We start from the raw sequence: 19,652 nt of genomic DNA, 5'->3' as shown, positions 1-19,652 counted from the left end.
GGCTGCCTTCGCTGGCAAGCCAGCTCCTACCGGCGGTGTTGTGTAGCGGCCGGCTTGCCGGCCAAGAGGCCTAGAGCCCCGTCACCAGCAGCTCTTCCAGGGCCAGCAGGTCCGGCACCTTGGCCACCTGCTCGGCCACCTGCACCGCGGCCTTTTCCAGCGCAGCCAGGGGCACGTCGACATAGCTCAACTGGCTGTCGAGCTTGCAGGAGCGGGGAATGCCCTGCACCAGCAGGGCCATGAACTTCAGCTCCGGGCGCCCGCCCAGGGCATTGAGCACGACGATCCGCGCCCGCTCGCCAATCACGGTCCTGCCACCGCAGGCCGACTCGAAGCTGATCAGCGGAATCCGCCGCTCGCGCCACAGCACCCGGCCCAGGTACCAGGGCGGTGAATCCAGGTCGAAGGTGCCCTGCTGATAGTCGATCAGCTCGGCCACGGCCACGTTGGGCAGGATCAGGGTACGGTCGGCCAGGGGCAGCAGCAGCCCGGTGAGAGTGCTGGCGCGGTGATCAAGCATGGGTCTTGCTCCACAGGGCGATGCTTTCCAGCAGCACCGACTCTTGATAGGGCTTGCCGAGGTAGTCGTTGACGCCGATGGCCATGGCCCGGTCGCGGTGTTTCTGGCCGGTGCGGGAGGTGATCATGATGATCGGCAGGTGTTGCAGGCGCGGGTCGTTGCGTACCTGGATCGCTACCTCGAAGCCATCCATGCGCGGCATTTCGATGTCCAGCAGCATCAGGTCCGGGGTGTGCTCGGCCAGCAGCGCCATGGCGTCGACCCCATCCTTGGCGGTGAGCACATTCATGCCGTGGCGCTCCAGCAGGCGGCTGGTGACCTTGCGCACCGTGACCGAGTCGTCCACCACCAGCACCAGCATCGGCCGCGGCGGTTGCACCTCGCTGGCCGGCTCGTCGCCCGCCAGGCGCGGCAGCGGTGCCTGGGCCTGCAAGGCGCGGATATGCGCCAGCAAATCGAGAATCAGCACCACCCGACCATCGCCGAGAATCGTCGCCCCGGACAGCCCCTGGACCGCGGCGAACTGCGGCCCCAGGCTCTTGACCACGATTTCCCGGGTGCCGGCGGTGGCATCCACCTGCACCGCGATGCGCTGCTCGTTGCAGTGCACCAGCAGCACCGGCAGCGGCTGCACCTGGCCCAGCAGCTTCGGCCGTGGCACGGTGTGCAGCAGCTCCCCCAGGTAGCACAGCTGATAAGACTGGCCGGCGTACTCATAGCGCGGTGGGTCGAGCTGGTAGTAGCCGTCCAGCTCTGCGGGCAGCACCCGGACAATGCCCTCCACGGTATTCAGCGGAATCGCGTACTGCTCGTCGGCGCACTGCACCATCAGCGCGCGGTTGACCGACACGGTGAACGGCAGGCGAATGCGAAAATGCACGCCCTGGCCGGCAACCGAGTCGATGCTCATGCTGCCGCCCAACTGGCGCACCTCTTCATGGACCACGTCCATGCCCACCCCGCGCCCGGAAATCTGGGTGATCTTCTCGGCAGTGGAAAACCCCGGCTGCATGATGAATTGCAACACTTCGCGGTCGCTGAGCTGCGCCTCGGGGTCCAGCAGGCCGCGCTTGATGGCTTTTTTGCGCACGGCTTCCAGGGGCACCCCGGCGCCGTCGTCGCGCATGTCGAAAATCATGTCGCCGCCCTCGCGGGACAGGTCCAGGCTGATCCGCCCCTGTGCCGGCTTGCCTGCCGCAAGGCGCGCCTCGGCCGATTCCAGGCCGTGGTCCACGGCGTTGCGCAGCATGTGTTCCAGGGGCGCGACCATGCGTTCGAGAACGTTGCGGTCCATTTCCCCTTCGGCGTTGCCGACCACGAACTCCACGTCCTTGCCCAGCTCTTCGGCCACCTGGCGGACGATGCGCTTGAGCCTGGGCACCATGCGCTCGAACGGCACCATGCGCGTGCGCATCAGGCCTTCCTGCAATTCGGTGTTGATCCGGCCCTGCTGCTGCAACAGGTTCTCGGCGTCGTGGTTGCGCCGGTCCAGGGTTTCCTTGAGATCCAGCAGGTCCGAAGCCGATTCGAACAGGGCCCGGGACAGCTGCTGCAACTGCGAGTGGCGGTCCATTTCCAGGGGGTCGAACTCTTCGTAGCCCAGGCGCTCGGCCTCCACCTGCTGGCGGCTGAGAATCCGCCCCTGGGTTTCGGTGTCCAGGCGGCGCAACTGGTCGCGCATGCGCTCGATGGTGGTTTCCATCTCGCCCAATGCCGTGCGCGCATCGTTGACCTGCTGTTCGATACGGCCACGGAAGATCGAGGTTTCCCCGGCCAGGTTCACCAGGTCGTCCAGCAGCTCTGCCGAGACCTTGACCATGTCCCCCGCCACTGCCGCTTCCACCGCGGGCGCAGCGGGCTCGGGCTTGGTGCTGGGCAGTGCTGCTTCTGCGGCAACGCCGGTCGCTACCCGCGGATGGCTCAGGTCGTGGATCGCATCGATGAGCTTCTGGGCCGGCTCGATGGGCTGGCCGGCACGGGCCGCATCGAGCATCTGGGCCAGGCGGTCGTGGCTCTTCTGCAACAGGGTGAACAGCACCGAGCTGGGTTGCAGCAGGCCGGCGGACAGGCCTTCGAAGAGAAATTCCAGTTCATGGGCCAGATCGCCGATGGGGGCGATTTCCACCATGCGCGCACCGCCCTTGAGGGTGTGCAGGTCGCGCAGCAGGGTTTCTACTTCCTGGCGACCCTGGGGCTCGGCCTGCCAGCGGGCCAGGGCCGCGGCAGAGCTGTCGATGATGTCGAAACCTTCTTCGAGGAAGATTTCCAGCAGCTCCGGGTCCTGGGCCGCGCGGTCTGCCTCGACCGTGCCCTGGGCCACTTCGCCGGTGCTGGCGGCCTGCTGCCGGTACGACCGCACGGCCTCGATCTGCGCCCGGGATTCGTCCAGGGGATGCTGCCCCTGCAACTGTTCCAGCAGCAGTGCCAGTTGCTCGTGGCTGCTGCGCAACAGCAGGCCCAGGTGCTGGCTGTGGCTGTAGCGCCGGTCCACCAGCCCCTCGTACAGCGACTCCAGCTCCTGGGCCAGTTCCGCCACCGGTGCCACTTCGGCCATCCGTGCGCCGCCCTTGAGGGTGTGCAGGTCTCGCTGGAGGGAAGACAGTGGCGCGCCATTGTCCGGGTCGGCCAGCCAGCGCTGCAGGGCCTGGTCGGCGCTTTCGAGGATATCCACCGCTTCTTCGAGGAAGATCTCGACAATTTCGTCGTCCGCCTGCAACGGGGCCTCGGCCTGCTCCAGGCGAGCCGTGGCCGCGCCCAGTTCGCTGATGCTCAGGGCGCGGCTGCCATCGCTCTTGATCAGGCCCGTGGCAGAAGGGTCCAGACCTTCATCCAGCAGCTCGCGCAAGGCCTGCACCCGTTCCGGGCGCGGGCTGACTTCCTGGCCTGCGGCCAGCTCGTCGAGCATGTTGATCAAGGCATCATGGGCGCTTTCGGCTTCGTGGAAGAAACGCTCGCTGACGGCCAGGCTGCTCTCTTCCACCGCGCCATAGAGATCGAGCAAGGCTTCGCACAGCTCGTCCACCGGGTACAGGTCGGCCAGGTGCGCGCCCTCGCCCAGGGTGGTCAACTCATCCAGCAGGGCGCTGAGTTCCTGACGCTCGCCCGGGTGCTGCTGCCAACGGCGCAGCAGGCTTTCGGCATCCAGCAGGATGTCCATGCCCTGGGCCAGGAAGTTGTTGATCAACTGCGGGTCGCGCTTGGCCCGGGGCGCGCTGTCCGGGGCGCTGAGCAGGGTTTCCAGGCGCTCCCCCAGCAGGGCCAGGGCGCGCCCCACCAGGGAGCGGGCGCCATCGATAGGCGCCAGCGGGTCGCTGTCAAGCTGCCGCAGGCCCCGGCGCAGCAGGCCTTCGGCTTCCAGCAGCAGCTCCACCTCGTCCAGGTCCAGGGGGATCAAGTGCGCCCGGTATTCCCGGGCCAATTGGTCCAGAGGGCCGGCCAGCTCGGCAATCGGCAGCACTCCGGCCATGGAGGCGCTGCCCTTGAGGGTGTGCAGGGCCCGTTGCAGTTCGTCGCTGGCCTGCAGCGGTACGTGTTCGGCGGCCTGCTCGAGAAAGCGGTTGATGCTGTCCAGGTGGGTCTGGGCCTCGGTGCGGAAGATCTCCAGCAACTGCGGGTCCAAGGCCTCGGCCGGCACTGGCGCCGAGCCTTGCGCACCATTGGCCAGGGCATGGGCCCGGGCGGCCAGGCGGTCGACATCGTCGCGCTGGCGCTGGGCCTGCTGGGCGAACTCGGCGATCAGTTCCGGCAACAGTTGCAGGGTGTCGGCCACCAGTTGCCGGGCTTCGACACCGGGCTCCACGCTGTGCTCCAGCACCCGGTTGAGGAGGTTTTCCACCGCCCAGGCCAGCTCCCCCAGCACCAGCGCGCGCACCATGCGCCCGCTGCCCTTGAGGGTGTGGAAGGCCCGGCGCAGTTCGCTCAGGGCAGATGTGCCATGGGGGTCCGCGGCCCAGCGCGGCAGGTACTCGCGCAGCATCTCCAGCACTTCCTCGGTTTCTTCGAGGAAGACTTCCCGCAGTTCATCGTCCACCGGCTCCTCGTCCCCTGGCGGCGGCAACAGGCTGCCCGGGGTGATCAGGGCCGGCGGGTTGAGGGCCGAGACCGGCACCGCCAGGACATCCGCCAGGGACTGCGCCACCCGGGGATCGTCCAGCTCTTGCAGGTCCTGCATCACCAGGGCTTCGCTGGGGCTCAGGGGCTGATCGAGCAACGGCACCTGCTCCACCGGCACATAACCCAGGGCGAGCAGGCCCTGCTGGGCCACATCGAGGATCTTCTCCCCCGGCGCCTCGTGGTCCTCGCTCAGGCGTTCCAGGTAGTACTCCAGGCTGGTGAGCACATCCGCCAGGTGGTCCAGTTGCTGCCAGTCGGGCCGGGAACGGGCCGCCAGCAGGTGTTCGACGACAAACTGCTGGCAGGCCTGCATCAGCCCCGCCGCGCGGGGCAGCGGGATCATCGCCAGGGCGCCGCGCACCTGGGTCAGCAGCTCGGGCAGCGCCTGCAGGTGTTCGGCGTCCCAGTCGGCCTCGATGCACTCGGCGATCAAGTCCTTGGCCTGGTGCAGGCAAACCCGCGCCTCCTGGATCACCAACTGGTGGATCTGGGTCAGGTCGGTGGTGGGCAGGCGGCTTTCCTCACGGCTTTCGGGCTCCACGGTGCCGGCCATGCCGGCCAGGGTCGCTTCCACGTACAGCAGGGCCCCCGCCACATCCATCAGCACCGCGTCGTCCGGCGCGCGCTGGCCCTGGGCCAGGCTCTGGACCACCGCCAACTGATCGATGATGACCTTGCGCGGCTGGCCGAAGCCCAGCACCGCCAGGGTGTCGGCGATCTGCCGCAGGGGCGACAGCAGCCCTTCGAGGTCGTCGGTGTGCTGGCGGTCGCTGCGCACGAACAGGTCGAGGCGTTCCTTGACCCGCACCAGGCCATCGCACACCGCAGTCAGCACCGAACGCATGGCATCCCGGTCGGGGCCGGCCAGGCGGGCCCGCTCCTCGTCCACCACTGCGCTGTCGGGCAAGGCGTCATCCAGTCCGTAACGTTCTTTCATGGTCAGCATCAATGGGGTGGGATGGCGCGCCTTGGCGATATAGAACAGCAGGCTCTTGAGCAATTCATCGGGGGCCGGCCGGTTGATCCCGGCCATGCCCTGTTCCAGCAGGCGCTTGAGCTCCTTGTCGGCATCCTTGAGCAGGCTGCGCACCGCCGGGCTGTTGGCGATCTCGTCGTGGCGCATGCCTTCCACCAGGGCCGAGGCGATATGCCACAAGGGCGCCAGCGGGGCGTCCTGGCACAAGGCTTCCAGGCGTTCGAAGACCTTGGCCATGTAGCCCAGGCTCTGCTCGTCATCCTGCTCGCGCAGCAGATCCACCAGGGCGGTCTGCAACATGTGTCGCAGCTTGCGCAACTGGTTGGGCAATTCCAGGGGTTCCAAAGCCGCCAGGGCCTTGTCGCTCAGGGGCGGCAGGCTGGGCAGTTGCGGGCTGAACAAGCTGGTTTCCGAGAGCAGGCTCTCGCCCCGGGCACTGCGCAGGTCGTTGAGCAGCGGCAGCACCACCAGCGGCAGGTCGCGCCGCGCGCTCTGCACCCGGTCCAGGTACTGGGGCAACTGGCCGATGGCCTGGCGCAGCAGGCGCAGGGCTTCGTCGCGCTGGGCCACGCGCCCCTGCTGCAGGGCCAGGGCGAGCTTTTCCATTTCTTCAGCCAGCAGCGCGGCGCCGTAGAACTCCACCATCTGCAGGCTGCCATGGACCAGGTGAATGCCTTCCAGGCACTGGTCGATGGCCTCCAGGGCCTGGGGATCGTCCGCCAGATGCTCCAGCGCCTGATGCGCCTGCTTCAGGGTCTCGGCAATTTCGCCCTTGACCCACTCCAGGGCTACATAGTCGTGCCGATCAACCATAACCACTCCAGTCAAAGCCTTGTGTCAGCGGTTGTCATTCGGGGCCGGGCCCCGGGTGGCCGGCAGGGTGAAGCCGGACACCGAGCGGCGCAGCTGGCTGGCCATCTTCGCCAGGTTGCCGATGCTCTCGGCGGTGGCGGTGGAACCGGACGAAGTCTGCGAGGTGATCTGCTGGATCACGTTCATGGTCAGGGAAATCTGCCCGGCCGAAGAGGTCTGCTGCTGGGCCGCGTTGGAGATGCTCTGGATCAGCGCCGCCAGGGTCTTGGACACCCCTTCGATCTCTTCCAGGGCCACCCCGGCGTCCTGGGCCAGGCGCGCGCCGCGCACCACTTCGGTGGTGGTCTGCTCCATGGAGATCACCGCCTCGTTGGTGTCGGTCTGGATCGCCCGCACCAGGGTCTCGATCTGCCGCGTGGCCGCCGAGGAACGCTCCGCCAGCCGCTGCACCTCGTCGGCCACCACGGCAAAGCCGCGCCCGGCGTCACCGGCCATGGAGGCCTGGATCGCCGCGTTGAGGGCGAGGATGTTGGTCTGGTCGGCAATGTCGTCGATCAGGCTGACGATATCGCCGATCTCCTGGGAAGACTCGCCCAGACGCTTGATCCGCTTGGCGGTGTCCTGGATCTGCTCACGGATGTTGTCCATGCCGTGAATGGTGTTGTGCACCACCTCGTTACCCTTGTTGGCGATTTCCACCGAGCGCTCGGCCACCGCCGAGGATTCCGCGGCGTTGGCCGATACCTGGTCGATGGACTGGGCCATTTCGTTGATCGCCGTGGAGGCTTCGGAAATCTGCTGGGCCTGATGCTCCGAGGCTTCGGCCAGTTGCATGGCGGTGGCCTGGGTTTCCTGCACTGCGCCGGCCACCTGGCCGGCGGTGAGGTTGATGGTGGCCACCAGGTCACGCAGCTGGTCGACGGAATAATTGATGGAGTCGGCAATGGTGCCGGTGAAGTCCTCGGTCACCGAAGCGGTGACCGTGAGGTCGCCGTCGGCCAGGTCCTCGATCTCGTCCAGCAAACGCATGATCGCGTTCTGATTGCGCTCGTTCTTCTCTGCGGTCTCGCGTAACTGGCGGTTGGTCTCGCGCACCATCACCAGGCCGATGAGGATGATCGAGGCCAGGGCCAGCAGGCCCAGGACGTAGCCGCCGATGGTGTCCAGCTTGCGGCTGCCGGCCAGGTTCTCGAAGCCGCTGGCCAGCAGCGAAGCTTCGTCCAGCAGGGTCTGGGACAGGCTGAAGATGTTGCTCGCCGACTCGCGGACCTGGAACAGCTCGGGGGAGGTTTCGAGGATCTCGTCCACGGAGCCGGAGACGAACTCGAACAATTCGGAAATCTCCGCCAGCCGCCCCCGGGCATCCGGGTCTTCCACCTGGCTGATCTTCAGCCCCGGGTTGCCCTGCAACATGCCGTTGAGCACCTGGCCGAAGCGCGCGGCATCGCGACCGAAGGCATCGGCGGCCTGGACCGCGTTTTCGTCCCCGGCCAGCACCGTGTTGACCGCGCCGAGAATCCGCTCGGCCAGCAGCGACTGGCGCTGGGCCATGGCCACCTGGGCCGCCGGGGCGCCACGCTGGAGCAGGATCTCGACGACCTTTTCATACTCCACCTGCAATTGCGGCACGGTTTCCGCCAGGGTTGCCGCCACCTGGTGCAGGGACAGCACGGTCTGCTCGCTGGCGAGAATCGCGTCGGTGTTTTTCAGCAGTTTTTCCCAGTCCAGCTGCACCGCGCGCATTTCCTGGCGCAAGGCCACCGGGGCCCCGGGCAGCCCGGTGTCCGGGTCACCCTTTTTCAGGTAGCCCCAGCGCCGGGCGAAATCGTTGCGCGCATCCCCCAGCAGCTTGAACGCCGCAGCCTTGCCCGCCGCCGCTTCGGTGGCGTTCTTGGCAATGCGCTGGGACAGCACCCGCAGCTCGCCGGCATGGCCGATGTACTGTTTGTCGTAGGTGGCCTGGGTATTGAGGTAAGCGAAGTTGGCGAACAACAGCATGATGAACACGATCAGTGCGATGAACAGCACGATGATCTGCGAGCGACTGCGGGAGCCTTCCAGGGGCTTGCCGGTTTTGGCTTTGGTCATCGATCAGGCCTGTGGCGAGCGGGCGGTCCCGCATTCGAGTGCCCGGGGCGCGCGCAACGCCGGGGCAGCATGGGTTGATCCCGGGAAACACGCGCTTCCCGTGGCACGGCCAACGGGTTGCCCAGGCGCCGGGGCGCCCTTCACGCTGCCACCTCCAGGAACCCCGGCGAACGGGCCAGGGCGAAGGGGCTGAAGACCTGCCAGACCTGATCGCGGCGGAACTGGCCCTGCAGGTAGGGGTTGACCGCGGCGTCGGCAAAGTCGGTGATGCCGGGCTCCAGGCTGTCCTGGGCAAAGTGCTGCAGCCCGGCCACCTCGTCCACCAGCAGGCCGGCGAACAGCTCCTTGTACTCCACCACCAGGACCCGCCGCTGCTTGCGCAGGGGCGACAGCTCATGGCCGAAGAAACCGCACAGGTCCATGATCGGCAGCAGCCGCCCGCGCAGGTTGGCTACGCCCTTGACCCAGGGCTTGACCCCGGGCAGCAGGGTGTAGCGCGGCTCGTGCAGGACTTCGCTGATCTCGCCCATGGCGGCCACGTACCAATGCTCGCCCAGGCGAAAGCCGATGCCGCTCCAGCTGTGCTGGCGGGTTTCCTGGGACGGCAGGTCGGCGGCCAGCAAGCGGCAGCGCTGGTCGATCTCCAGCAGCAGCTCGAAGGCGGTCTGGGATTGGCTCATGGCGCGGCTGTCAGCCGGCCAGGACGTTGTTCAGGGTCTTGATCAGGGTCTCTTCGTCCACCGGTTTGGTCAGGTAGTCCTTGGCGCCCTGGCGGGTGCCCCAGACCTTGTCGGTTTCCTGATCCTTGGTGGTGATGATGATCACCGGGATATGGCTGGTCTCGGCATCCTTGGTCAACTGGCGGGTCGCCTGGAAACCGTTGAGGCCGGGCATGACGATGTCCATCAGCACCGCGTCGGGCTTTTCTTCCCGGGCCAGGGCCACGCCGTCGGCACCGTTCTCGGCCTTGAGCACTTCATGGCCGTGCTTTTCCAGCATGCCGGTGAGTTTGTACATTTCAGTCGGCGAGTCATCGACGATCAGAATACGAGCCATGGTCTTCCCCATACGGTATAGGCGCGCGGCCTGCTGGCCGGGCGTCGCTGTGCGTGTCTACTGTGGCGCAAGCGCGACAAAGTCCGGGACATGGGCCTTGATCGCGCTCAGCAGTTCTTCCTTGCTGAAGGGTTTGGTCAAAAACTGGTCGGAGCCGACGATGCGCCCCTTGGCCTTGTCGAACAGGCCATCCTTGGAAGACAGCATGATCACCGGGATGGACTTGAACGCGCTGTTGTTCTTCACCAGCGCACAGGTCTGATAGCCGTCGAGCCGCGGCATCATGATGTCGACGAAGATGATGCCGGGGTGATGGTCGACGATCTTCGACAGGGCTTCGAAGCCGTCCACTGCGGTGATAACCTCGCAACCGACGTTCTTCAGCAGCATTTCGGCCGTGCGGCGAATCGTCTTCGAATCATCGATCACCATCACCTTCAAGGCGTTGGAATGCTGTTCCATATCTGCTCTGCCATCGCCCCAGCGAATGATTTGGTCCGGTACCGCCGGGCAATGGGTGAAACCCTTGAACTTCAAGGCTTGGGCCCGGCCTGCGAGCCTTTTTAGCACACTCTCCCCCCTGCAATCTATGGACCACGCCAGGCAGTGGTTTTTCCTTGACCCAGGCCCCTGTCAGCGCCACTCTGACGCCACTTTTTTTGCCTCGCTCCCACTCATTTTCTTAAAGGAATCCACCCATGAGCGTTCGCGTCGGGATTGTCATGGACCCTATCGCCAGCATCTCCTACAAGAAGGACAGCTCGCTGGCCATGCTGCTGGCCGCCCAGGAGCGCGGCTGGACCCTCTTCTATATGGAGCAGCGCGACCTGTACCAGGGCGACGGCGTGGCCCGGGCCCGCATGCGCCCGCTGCAGGTGTTCGCCAACCCGCAGAAGTGGTTCGAGCTGGACGCCGAGATCGACTGCCCGCTGAGCGATCTGGACGTGATCCTGATGCGCAAGGACCCGCCCTTCGACATGGAGTTCGTCTACTCCACCTACCTGCTGGAACAGGCCGAAAGCGCTGGCGTGCTGGTGGTCAACAAGCCCCAGAGCCTGCGTGACTGCAACGAAAAGCTGTTTGCCACGCTGTTCCCCCAGTGCACCCCGCCCACCGTGGTCAGCCGCCGCGCCGACGTGCTGCGCGAGTTCGCGGCCCAGCATGGCGATGTGATCCTCAAGCCCTTGGATGGCATGGGCGGCACCTCGATCTTCCGCCACCGCGCGGGTGATCCGAACCTGTCGGTGATCCTGGAAACCCTGACCGTGCTCGGCAGCCAGCAGATCATGGCCCAGGCCTACCTGCCGGCGATCAAGGACGGTGACAAGCGCATCCTGATGATCGACGGCGAACCGGTGGATTACTGCCTGGCGCGCATCCCCGCCGCCGGTGAAACCCGCGGCAACCTGGCGGCCGGCGGTCGTGGCGAAGCCCGCCCGCTGAGCGACAAGGACCGCTGGATCGCCGCCCAGGTCGGCCCGACCCTGCGGGCCAAGGGCCTGCTGTTCGTCGGCCTCGACGTGATCGGCGAACACCTGACGGAAATCAACGTCACCAGCCCCACCTGCATCCGTGAAATCGACAACGCCTTCGGCACCAACATCGGCGCGATGCTGATGGATGCCATCGATCAGAAGCTCAAGGCCAAGTGATGTAGAACAACCAAGCACAAACCAACATTGCGTTATCATGCGCCGCCTGTGAAACCGTGATGTTGGTTGTGTGATGCCTCCTGTGATGTCGAACTGCCGATGAGCCTCCCGTCCGATCTGCCCCCCGAGCTTGCCCATAGCGGCGTGCGTGCGGCCGATCGCCTGGGTTTTACCCTGTTCCTGGCGGCGCTCCTGCACCTGGCACTGATCCTCGGCCTGGGCTTTTCCTTCGCCGAGCCCAAGGCCATCAGCAAGACCCTGGAAATCACCCTGGCCACCTTCAAGAGCGAGACCAAGCCGAAGAAGGCCGACTTCCTCGCCCAGGACAACCAGCAGGGCAGCGGCACCCTGGACAAAAAGGCCATTCCGAAAACCACCGAAGTCGCACCGTTCCAGGACAACTCGGTGAAGAAGGTCACGCCGCCGCCCTCGGTCAAGCCCGAGGTCAAGGACACCGCGCCCAAGGCCGCCGTGGCCACCACCGCGCCCAAGCCGAAAAAGACCGTCACCCAGCGTGAAGAGGTCAAGAAAGACCCGACGCCCAAGGCCCCCACTCCGACGTTCGACAGCTCGCAACTGTCCAGCGAGATTTCCAGCCTGGAAGCCGAGCTGGCCAACGAACAGCAGTTGTATGCCAAACGCCCGCGCATCCACCGCCTCAGCGCCGCCTCTACCATGCGCGACAAGGGCGCCTGGTATAAGGACGAATGGCGCAAGAAGGTCGAGCGCATCGGCAACCTCAACTACCCCGAGGAAGCCCGGCGCAAGCAGATCTACGGCAACTTGCGGCTGATGGTCTCGATCAACCGTGACGGCTCGCTGTATGAAGTGCTGGTGCTGGAGTCCTCCGGTCAACCGCTGCTGGACCAGGCGGCCCAGCGCATCGTGCGCCTGGCGGCGCCGTTCGCCCCCTTTACCGGCGACCTGTCGGACATCGATCGCCTGGAAATCATCCGCACCTGGCGCTTCGCCCGGGGCGACAAGCTTTCCAGCAACTGATCGGCCGGCAATCGTCCGCGCAACAGCGCCATGGCCGCACATCGCCAGCTTGTCAGCCGGGCCCGCCACCGCCACACTAGCGCTCATGAAAAATGTCAGCCCAAGCTATCTCAAGCATCATTTCCTGATCGCCATGCCCCATATGGCCGACCCGAACTTTGCGCAGACCTTGACCTACATCGTCGAGCACAACGCCAGTGGCGCCATGGGCCTGGTGGTCAACCGCCCCCAGGACCTGAACCTGGCCGATATCCTCGAACAATTGCGCCCTGACCAAGAGCCGTCCCTGCTGTGCCAGCACGTGCCCATTTTCAGCGGTGGCCCGGTGCAAACCGATCGCGGCTTCGTCCTGCACCCCAACGGCCCGGTCTACCAGGCCACGGTGGAACTCGAGGGGCTGTCCCTGTCCACGTCCCAGGACGTGCTGTTCGCCATCGCCGATGGCGTGGGCCCGGCCAAGAGCCTGATCGCCCTGGGCTATGCCGGCTGGGAAGCCGGGCAGCTGGAAGCCGAACTGGCGGACAACGCCTGGCTGACCTGCCCCTTCGACGCCGACATCCTGTTCAACACCAGCAGCGAACTGCGCCTGGAAGCCGCCGCCCGGCACCTGGGGGTCAACCTCAGCCTGCTCACCAGCCAGGCGGGCCACGCCTGATGGCCCTGCGACTGATCCTCGGCTTCGACTACGGCACCAAGCAGATCGGCGTTGCCGTGGGCCAGGCCATCACCGGCCAGGCCCGGGAGCTGTGCACCCTCAAGGCGCAAAACGGGGTGCCCGACTGGAACCAGGTGGAAGCCCTCATCAAGGAATGGAAGCCCGACGCCGTGGTGGTGGGCCTGCCCCTGAACATGGACGGCAGCCCCAGCGACATGTGCGTGCGCGCCGAAAAGTTCGCCCGGCGCCTGAACGGCCGCTTCAATGTGCCCTTCTATACCCACGACGAACGCCTGACCACCTTCGAGGCCAAGGGTGAACGCCTGGCCCGGGGCGGCCAGAAAGGCAGTTACCGCGACAACCCGGTGGACGCCATCGCCGCCGCCCTGCTGCTGCAAGGCTGGCTCGATGAAAACGCCGGCCTGTTGAACACCTGAGACCACATCCTGAAGATGCGCGGCCCCGGGGCTGCGCGCCTCCTGGCCCAACACCAGCCGTAAGTTCCCGCGCCCAGCTGCCCGGCAGCAGGCGCGAGCCCACGAAGGAGCCACCATGAGCCTGCCCAATCCCGCCGCCCTGATCAGCCAGATGGCCGCTGATCTCAACGCCCACCTGGCCCAGCGCGCCATCAGCGAGCCACGTTTCATCGGTATCCGTACCGGCGGCGTCTGGATGGCCCAGGCCCTGCTGGAAGCCCTGGGCAGCGATTCGCCCCTGGGTACCCTGGACGTGTCCTTCTACCGCGACGACTTCAGCCAGAACGGCCTGCACCCGCAGGTGCGTCCTTCGGAGCTGCCGTTCGAGATCGAAGGCCAGCACCTGGTGCTGATCGACGACGTGCTGATGAGCGGCCGGACCATCCGCGCCGCCCTCAACGAACTGTTCGACTACGGCCGGCCGGCCAGCGTGACCCTGGTCTGCCTGCTGGACCTGAACGCCGCTGAACTGCCGATCCGTCCGAATGTGGTGGGCGCGACCCTGTCGCTGGCCGCCCACGAGCGGGTAAAATTGTCCGGTCCTGCGCCGCTTCAACTCGAGCTCCAAGACCTCGCCCTCTAACTCGCCCTTTTAAGAGTCCATTGCGATGACGCCTCTAGACGCCAAGCGCCCGCTGCAGCTCAACGATCAGGGCCAGCTGCGCCACTTCCTGTCCCTCGACGGCCTGAACCGCGAGCTGCTGACGGAAATCCTCGACACCGCCGACTCGTTCCTCGAAGTCGGCGCCCGGGCGGTGAAGAAAGTCCCGCTGCTGCGCGGCAAGACCGTGTGCAATGTGTTCTTCGAGAACTCCACCCGAACCCGCACCACCTTCGAACTGGCCGCCCAGCGGCTGTCGGCGGACGTGATCACCCTGAATGTCTCGACCTCTTCGGCGAGCAAGGGTGAAACCCTGCTGGACACCCTGCGCAACCTGGAAGCCATGGCCGCCGACATGTTCGTGGTGCGCCACGGCGATTCCGGCGCCGCGCACTTCATCGCCGAACACGTGTGCCCGCAAGTGGCGATCATCAACGGCGGCGACGGCCGTCACGCCCACCCGACCCAGGGCATGCTCGACATGCTGACCATTCGCCGGCACAAGGGCGGCTTCGAGAACCTCTCGGTAGCCATCGTCGGCGACATCCTGCACTCGCGGGTGGCGCGCTCCAACATGCTGGCACTCAAGACCCTCGGCTGCCCGGACATTCGCGTGATTGCACCGAAAACCCTGCTGCCCATCGGCATCGAGCAGTACGGGGTCAAGGTCTACACCGACATGACCGAAGGCCTGAAGGACGTGGACGTGGTGATCATGCTGCGCCTGCAGCGTGAACGCATGCAGGGCGGCCTGTTGCCCAGCGAAGGCGAGTTCTACCGCCTGTTCGGCCTGACCACCGCGCGCCTGGCCGGGGCCAAGCCCGACGCCATCGTCATGCACCCGGGCCCGATCAACCGCGGCGTGGAGATCGAATCGGCGGTAGCCGACGGCCCGCACTCGGTGATCCTCAACCAGGTGACCTACGGCATTGCAGTGCGCATGGCGGTACTGTCCATGGCCATGAGCGGGCAGACCGCCCAGCGACAATTCGAGCAGGAGAACGCCCAGTGAAGCTCAGCATTCTCGGCGCCCGCGTCATCGATCCAAGCAGCGGCCTGGATCAAACCACCGATCTGCACCTGGAAGCCGGCAAGATCGTCGCCATCGGCGCCGCGCCTGGCGGCTTCAATGCCGTTACCACCATCGACGCCAAGGGCCTGGTGGCCGCACCCGGCCTGGTGGACCTGAGCGTCGCCCTGCGCGAGCCGGGCTACAGCCGCAAGGGCAGCATTGCCAGCGAAACCCGCGCCGCAGCCGCCGGGGGCGTCACCAGCCTGTGCTGCCCGCCGCGCACCAAGCCAGTACTGGACACCTCGGCGGTGGCCGAACTGATCCTCGACCGCGCCCGCGAGGCCGGCAACAGCAAAGTGTTCCCCATTGGCGCCTTGAGCAAGGGCCTGGAAGGCGAGCAGCTTGCGGAGCTGATCGCATTGCGTGACGCCGGTTGCGTGGCCTTCGGCAACGGCCTGGAAGGTTTCCGCAGCACCCGCACCCTGTGCCGCGCCCTGGAATACGCCGCCACCTTCGACCTGACGGTGCTCTTCCACTCCCAGGACCGCGACCTGGCCGAAGGCGGCCTGGCCCACGAAGGCGCCACCGCCAGCTTCCTCGGCCTGCCGGGTATCCCGGAAAGCGCGGAGACCGTGGCCCTGGCCCGGGACCTGCTGCTGGTGGAACAGAGCGGCGTGCGCGCCCACTTCAGCCAGCTGACCAGCGCCCGCGGCGTGGAGCTGATCGCCCAGGCCCAGGCCCGCGGCCTGCCGGTCACCGCCGATGTGGCGCTGTACCAGCTGATCCTGACCGACGAGGCGCTGATCGACTTCTCCAGCCTGTACCACGTGCAGCCGCCGCTGCGCTCGCGGGCCGACCGCGATGCCCTGCGCGAAGCGGTGAAGTCCGGGGTGGTGCAAGCCATTTCCAGCCATCACCAGCCCCATGAGCGGGACGCCAAGCTGGCGCCGTTCGGCGCCACCGAGCCGGGCATCAGCAGCGTCGAGCTGTTGCTGCCCCTGGCCCTGACCCTGGTGCAGGACGGCCTGCTGGACCTGCCGACCCTGCTGGCACGCCTGAGTGCCGGCCCCGCCGCGGCCTTGCGCCTGCCGGCAGGCAAGCTGGCAGCCGGTGGTGCGGCGGACCTGGTGCTGTTCGACCCGGCCAGTTCCACCGTGGCCGGCGAGCGCTGGCTGTCCAAGGGCGAAAACTGCCCGTTCCTCGGCCATAGCCTGCCGGGCGCGGTGCGCTACACCCTGGTGGACGGGCATATCAGCTATCAGGGCTGATCGCCTGGCAAACACCCTGTAGCCACTGCCGCAGGCTGCGAACGGCGCCGAAGGAGCCGCCGCTCCTGATGGCGCCCTGCGGCAGTGGCTACAGGCTGCGCCATCACCGCCTGCGCCGATGACGGGATCAACGGCGCTTGGCGTTCTCCAGCGATACCTGATCGTTCAGGGTCCAGAAGTCGTACAGCACCCCCAGGAAGAACAGGCCGCCGGTGAACAGGTAGATCACCCCGCTCAGCCATTTACCCTGGTACATGCGGTGCACGCCGAAAACCCCGAGGAAGGTCAGCAGAATCCAGGCCACGCTGTATTCCACCGGACCTGCGGTAAAGCGAAGGTCCGCTTCCCGGTCCATGGACGGGATCAGGAACAAGTCGATCAGCCAGCCAATGCCCAGCAGACCGAAGGTGAAGAACCAGATAGTCCCGGTCACCGGCTTGCCGTAATAGAAGCGGTGGGCCCCGGTAAAACCGAAAATCCACAACAGGTAACCGATCACCTTGCTGTGGGTGTCATGGGTGGATGCATCCTGACGATAGGTGTTCATTAAGTGCCTCTTTGCAGGTGATAGATAAATATTCTTAAAAACTTTGTGACTTTTTTACAGGCATTCGACGTGCGGGCAATGTTACCTTCTGTTCCGCCAAAGCCTTGTACTGCCTGACTTCTGACGGTTTTCTGCGTCAAGTTGCCACCTCTTTGCCGAAGTTGACCCCAAGGTTGAATCGACAAACGGCCACGGAAGTGACCTGAAAGCTGTTATAAAGTTGCGCGCTAACCAATAAGAGCCTTGCCTAATGCGTCCATTTTTCAAGACATGGCTAACCATTTGCCTATTAATGCCACTGGCCGCCCACGCCACCAACCGTGAGCAACGACTTCCCAACGTTAATGGCTACACCCCGAAACCGCACGTTTCGACGGTCACCGCCAAGAACAAGAGCACCATCAAGCACCCCACCCGCCTGAGCAAGGCCGACAGCAAGCTGGTGGCCAACAACGCCGGCCGGCCGAGCACCACGGTTCTCAGCCGCGCGGTCAATGTCCTCGGGACACCCTATCGTTGGGGCGGCAGCAGCCCAAGCAAAGGCTTCGACTGCAGCGGCCTGGTGCGCTACGCCTTCAACGATGTCGCCGCCGTGGACCTGCCACGCACCTCCAACGCCATGGCCAGCGGCCACGGGCAGAAGGTCGAGCGCAAGGACCTGAAGCCGGGCGACCTGCTGTTCTTCAACATCAAGAGCCGCAAGGTCAACCACGTCGCCATCTACCTGGGCGAAGACCGCTTTATCCACGCCCCGCGGCGCGGCAAGGCAGTGACCATCGACACCCTGAAGAAGCCCTACTGGCAGAGCCACTACGTGGTTGCCAAGCGGGTCCTGCCCAAGGAGCACGCGCCCCTGCGGGTCGTGCAACGCTGATACGCCGCTTCGCCGGCAAGCCGGCTCCTACACCCACCTGTAGGAACCGGCTTGCCGGCGAATGCATTTCCAGCCCCGTCAAAAGCTCTCCGGCATCCGCGCCTGCTCCCGGGCCTGATCGCGGCTGATCAACCCTTGAGCGAGCAATGCCTTGAGGCTCATGTCCAGGGTGCGCATGCCTTGGGCGCCGCCCGTCTGGATCGCCGAATACATCTGCGCCACCTTGTCCTCGCGGATCAGGTTACGGATCGCCGGGCTGCCCAGCATGATCTCGTGCGCCGCTACCCGGCCACCGCCCACCTTCTTCACCAGCACTTGCGCGACCACTGCCTGCAGCGACTCGGCCAGCATCGAGCGCACCAGGGCCTTTTCCTCCCCCGGAAACACGTCCACCAGCCGGTCGATGGTCTTGGCCGCCGACGAGGTGTGCAGGGTGGCCAGTACCAGGTGCCCGGTTTCCGCGGCGGTCAGGGCCAGGCGGATGGTTTCCAGGTCCCGCAGTTCGCCCAGCAGGATCACGTCGGGATCTTCCCGCAGCGCCGCACGCAAGGCCGTGGCGAAGCTCCGGGTATCGCGCTGCACTTCGCGCTGGTGCACCAGACAGTTCTTCTGCGGATGCACGAATTCGATAGGGTCTTCGATGGTCAGGATGTGCTGCTGGCGGTGCTGGTTCAGGTGATCGATCATCGCCGCCAGTGTGGTGGACTTGCCGCTGCCGGTGGGCCCGGTCACCAGCACCAGCCCGCGGGGCGCCTCGGTAATCTGCCGAAACACTTCCCCCAGCCCCAGCTCCTCCAGGCTCTGTACCCGCGCGGGAATCAGGCGCAGCACCGCACCGACGCCCCGGGCGTGCCGGAAGGCATTGACCCGAAATCGCGCCACACCCGGCAGTTCATGGGCGAAATCCAGGTCATTGCAGGCGGCGAACGCCTGGCGCTGTGCTTCGCTCATCAGTTCATGGATCAGCGCCTGCACCTGTGGCCCTTCCAGGGCCGGGCCCGGCAGCGGGCGAATATCGCCATCGATGCGCAACATCGGCGCCAGCCCGGCGGACAGATGCAGGTCCGAAGCGCCCCGGGAAGCGCTCAAGCGCAAGAGTTCGGTGATGTCCATAGTGCCCCCCAATTCCAGTAGAATGCCGCGAGCTTCAGACCCGCCCGCGCCTGGCAGATTCAATGGCCAGGCCGCGGACGATGCCCGGCGCGACCCTTGAGCGTGGCTCGGGCCGGCGGAGAATCGAGGTCTGGTGGATTCACGCGGCAGCCGGTGGCCAGGGCCGCCGGTACTTTTGAGACGAAATCGAATGTCCACGATAGCAGACAACATTGCCCAGGTAGCCGAGCGCATCCGCAACGCCTGCCAGGCCGTACAGCGCGACCCGCACAGCGTCCAGCTGCTGGCCGTGAGCAAGACCAAGCCCGCCGCCGCCCTGCGCGAGGCCCATGCCGCCGGCCTGCGGGATTTCGGCGAGAACTACCTGCAGGAAGCCCTGGGCAAACAGCAGGAACTGGCCGACCTGCCCTTGAGTTGGCACTTCATCGGCCCCATTCAGTCGAACAAGACTCGTGCCATTGCCGAGCATTTTGACTGGGTGCACTCCGTGGATCGCTTGAAAATCGCCCAACGCCTGTCCGAACAACGCCCGGCCGAGTTGCCGCCACTGAACATCTGCATCCAGGTGAACGTCAGTGGCGAAGCCAGCAAGTCCGGCTGCGCCCCGGCCGACCTGCCGGCCCTGGCCTGCGCCATCGGTGCCTTGCCACGCCTGCAACTACGGGGGTTGATGGCGATTCCCGAGCCTACCGAGGACCGCGCTGCCCAGGACGCCGCCTTCGCCGCGGTACAACGCCTGAACAACGACCTGCGGGACAGCCTCAAGCTGCCCCTGGATACCCTTTCCATGGGCATGAGCCACGACCTCGAAGCGGCCATTGCCCAAGGCGCCACCTGGGTGCGGATCGGTACCGCGCTGTTTGGTGCCCGCGACTACAGTCAGTCCTGA

17 protein-coding genes are annotated in these 19,652 nt (G+C 65.9%); 9 read left to right on the top strand and 8 right to left on the bottom strand.

Annotated features, from left to right (window positions below):
* Window positions 1-70: 70 nt before the first annotated feature.
* The 6 genes from ACUXVH_RS02840 to pilG form a co-directional block, all read right to left on the bottom strand.
* Complete coding sequence (locus ACUXVH_RS02840; RefSeq protein WP_065365092.1) at window positions 71-520, bottom strand: chemotaxis protein CheW; 450 nt, start codon at window positions 518-520, stop codon at window positions 71-73.
* Complete coding sequence (locus ACUXVH_RS02835; protein WP_445493846.1) at window positions 513-6,422, bottom strand: Hpt domain-containing protein; 5,910 nt, start codon at window positions 6,420-6,422, stop codon at window positions 513-515. Before ACUXVH_RS02835 ends, ACUXVH_RS02840 begins: the two co-directional genes overlap by 8 nt.
* A gap of 24 nt (window positions 6,423-6,446) precedes the next feature.
* A complete protein-coding gene (locus ACUXVH_RS02830) occupies window positions 6,447-8,510 on the bottom strand; it encodes a methyl-accepting chemotaxis protein (RefSeq protein WP_011063998.1) in 2,064 nt (687 codons plus the stop codon).
* A 140-nt stretch (window positions 8,511-8,650) separates the two neighbouring features.
* Window positions 8,651-9,190 (bottom strand): chemotaxis protein CheW, encoded by a 540-nt coding sequence (locus ACUXVH_RS02825; RefSeq protein WP_011063999.1) that lies wholly within the window; start codon window positions 9,188-9,190, stop codon window positions 8,651-8,653.
* Window positions 9,191-9,200: 10 nt separating this feature from the next.
* Entirely contained in the window at window positions 9,201-9,566 is a 366-nt protein-coding gene (gene pilH, locus ACUXVH_RS02820; RefSeq protein ID WP_011064000.1) for a twitching motility response regulator PilH, read from the bottom strand.
* Window positions 9,567-9,623: 57 nt separating this feature from the next.
* Window positions 9,624-10,028, bottom strand: coding sequence for a twitching motility response regulator PilG (gene pilG / locus ACUXVH_RS02815; protein WP_011064001.1), 405 nt, complete (start codon window positions 10,026-10,028; stop codon window positions 9,624-9,626).
* A gap of 236 nt (window positions 10,029-10,264) precedes the next feature.
* Here pilG and gshB point away from each other — a divergent pair, with 236 nt between their 5' ends.
* The 7 genes from gshB to ACUXVH_RS02780 all read left to right on the top strand — a co-directional run bounded on the left by gshB (window position 10,265) and on the right by ACUXVH_RS02780 (window position 16,229).
* Window positions 10,265-11,218 (top strand): glutathione synthase, encoded by a 954-nt coding sequence (gene gshB / locus ACUXVH_RS02810; RefSeq protein WP_015637364.1) that lies wholly within the window; start codon window positions 10,265-10,267, stop codon window positions 11,216-11,218.
* Window positions 11,219-11,317: 99 nt separating this feature from the next.
* Window positions 11,318-12,217: an energy transducer TonB gene (locus ACUXVH_RS02805; RefSeq protein WP_011064003.1), complete on the top strand. Its 900-nt coding sequence runs from the start codon at window positions 11,318-11,320 to the stop codon at window positions 12,215-12,217.
* Between the two features lie 85 nt (window positions 12,218-12,302).
* Window positions 12,303-12,872, top strand: a complete 570-nt coding sequence (locus ACUXVH_RS02800) for a YqgE/AlgH family protein (protein ID WP_011064004.1) — start codon at window positions 12,303-12,305, stop codon at window positions 12,870-12,872.
* A complete protein-coding gene (gene ruvX, locus ACUXVH_RS02795) occupies window positions 12,872-13,309 on the top strand; it encodes a Holliday junction resolvase RuvX (RefSeq protein ID WP_011064005.1) in 438 nt (145 codons plus the stop codon). The genes ACUXVH_RS02800 and ruvX overlap by 1 nt, the downstream gene beginning before the upstream one ends.
* Window positions 13,310-13,424: 115 nt before the next feature.
* On the top strand, window positions 13,425-13,931 hold the full coding sequence (pyrR, locus tag ACUXVH_RS02790; protein ID WP_445493840.1) for a bifunctional pyr operon transcriptional regulator/uracil phosphoribosyltransferase PyrR: 507 nt from the start codon (window positions 13,425-13,427) through the stop codon (window positions 13,929-13,931).
* Window positions 13,932-13,956: 25 nt separating this feature from the next.
* Entirely contained in the window at window positions 13,957-14,961 is a 1,005-nt protein-coding gene (locus ACUXVH_RS02785) for an aspartate carbamoyltransferase catalytic subunit (protein WP_011064007.1), read from the top strand.
* Window positions 14,958-16,229: a dihydroorotase gene (locus tag ACUXVH_RS02780; protein ID WP_065365090.1), complete on the top strand. Its 1,272-nt coding sequence runs from the start codon at window positions 14,958-14,960 to the stop codon at window positions 16,227-16,229. The genes ACUXVH_RS02785 and ACUXVH_RS02780 overlap by 4 nt, the downstream gene beginning before the upstream one ends.
* 127 nt (window positions 16,230-16,356) lie before the next feature.
* Here ACUXVH_RS02780 and ACUXVH_RS02775 read toward each other — a convergent pair whose 3' ends face one another.
* Window positions 16,357-16,776 carry an NINE protein gene (locus tag ACUXVH_RS02775; RefSeq protein WP_011064009.1) on the bottom strand — a complete coding sequence of 140 codons (420 nt, stop codon included), beginning with the start codon at window positions 16,774-16,776 and terminating at the stop codon, window positions 16,357-16,359.
* A 250-nt stretch (window positions 16,777-17,026) separates the two neighbouring features.
* Here ACUXVH_RS02775 and ACUXVH_RS02770 point away from each other — a divergent pair, with 250 nt between their 5' ends.
* On the top strand, window positions 17,027-17,650 hold the full coding sequence (locus ACUXVH_RS02770; protein WP_011064010.1) for a C40 family peptidase: 624 nt from the start codon (window positions 17,027-17,029) through the stop codon (window positions 17,648-17,650).
* A gap of 78 nt (window positions 17,651-17,728) precedes the next feature.
* On the opposite strand, the gene ACUXVH_RS02765 is transcribed toward ACUXVH_RS02770, so the two are convergent.
* The gene (locus ACUXVH_RS02765) at window positions 17,729-18,763 is read right to left on the bottom strand and encodes a type IV pilus twitching motility protein PilT (protein ID WP_065365089.1); all 1,035 of its coding nucleotides are present in this window, start codon (window positions 18,761-18,763) and stop codon (window positions 17,729-17,731) included.
* Window positions 18,764-18,953: 190 nt separating this feature from the next.
* Between ACUXVH_RS02765 and ACUXVH_RS02760 the strand changes: the two genes are divergently transcribed.
* Window positions 18,954-19,652 carry a YggS family pyridoxal phosphate-dependent enzyme gene (locus tag ACUXVH_RS02760; protein WP_065365088.1) on the top strand — a complete coding sequence of 233 codons (699 nt, stop codon included), beginning with the start codon at window positions 18,954-18,956 and terminating at the stop codon, window positions 19,650-19,652.

This window comes from Pseudomonas sp. 8(2025), assembly GCF_052665325.1.
Note: the sequence above shows the minus strand (reverse complement) of the source record. Positions and strands in the feature narration are given on the sequence as shown.

What these genes read in the sequence shown, in the direction of transcription:
- ACUXVH_RS02830 (WP_011063998.1), bottom strand. Translation starts at nt 8,510, where the DNA reads ATGACCAAAGCCAAAACCGGCAAGCCCCTGGAAGGCTCCCGCAGTCGC.
- ACUXVH_RS02805 (WP_011064003.1), top strand. Translation starts at nt 11,318, where the DNA reads ATGAGCCTCCCGTCCGATCTGCCCCCCGAGCTTGCCCATAGCGGCGTG.
- ACUXVH_RS02765 (WP_065365089.1), bottom strand. Translation starts at nt 18,763, where the DNA reads ATGGACATCACCGAACTCTTGCGCTTGAGCGCTTCCCGGGGCGCTTCG.
- ACUXVH_RS02775 (WP_011064009.1), bottom strand. Translation starts at nt 16,776, where the DNA reads ATGAACACCTATCGTCAGGATGCATCCACCCATGACACCCACAGCAAG.
- gshB (WP_015637364.1), top strand. Translation starts at nt 10,265, where the DNA reads ATGAGCGTTCGCGTCGGGATTGTCATGGACCCTATCGCCAGCATCTCC.
- pilG (WP_011064001.1), bottom strand. Translation starts at nt 10,028, where the DNA reads ATGGAACAGCATTCCAACGCCTTGAAGGTGATGGTGATCGATGATTCG.
- ACUXVH_RS02825 (WP_011063999.1), bottom strand. Translation starts at nt 9,190, where the DNA reads ATGAGCCAATCCCAGACCGCCTTCGAGCTGCTGCTGGAGATCGACCAG.
- pilH (WP_011064000.1), bottom strand. Translation starts at nt 9,566, where the DNA reads ATGGCTCGTATTCTGATCGTCGATGACTCGCCGACTGAAATGTACAAA.
- ACUXVH_RS02770 (WP_011064010.1), top strand. Translation starts at nt 17,027, where the DNA reads ATGCGTCCATTTTTCAAGACATGGCTAACCATTTGCCTATTAATGCCA.
- ACUXVH_RS02800 (WP_011064004.1), top strand. Translation starts at nt 12,303, where the DNA reads ATGAAAAATGTCAGCCCAAGCTATCTCAAGCATCATTTCCTGATCGCC.
- ruvX (WP_011064005.1), top strand. Translation starts at nt 12,872, where the DNA reads ATGGCCCTGCGACTGATCCTCGGCTTCGACTACGGCACCAAGCAGATC.
- ACUXVH_RS02785 (WP_011064007.1), top strand. Translation starts at nt 13,957, where the DNA reads ATGACGCCTCTAGACGCCAAGCGCCCGCTGCAGCTCAACGATCAGGGC.
- ACUXVH_RS02835 (WP_445493846.1), bottom strand. Translation starts at nt 6,422, where the DNA reads ATGGTTGATCGGCACGACTATGTAGCCCTGGAGTGGGTCAAGGGCGAA.
- ACUXVH_RS02760 (WP_065365088.1), top strand. Translation starts at nt 18,954, where the DNA reads ATGTCCACGATAGCAGACAACATTGCCCAGGTAGCCGAGCGCATCCGC.
- ACUXVH_RS02840 (WP_065365092.1), bottom strand. Translation starts at nt 520, where the DNA reads ATGCTTGATCACCGCGCCAGCACTCTCACCGGGCTGCTGCTGCCCCTG.
- pyrR (WP_445493840.1), top strand. Translation starts at nt 13,425, where the DNA reads ATGAGCCTGCCCAATCCCGCCGCCCTGATCAGCCAGATGGCCGCTGAT.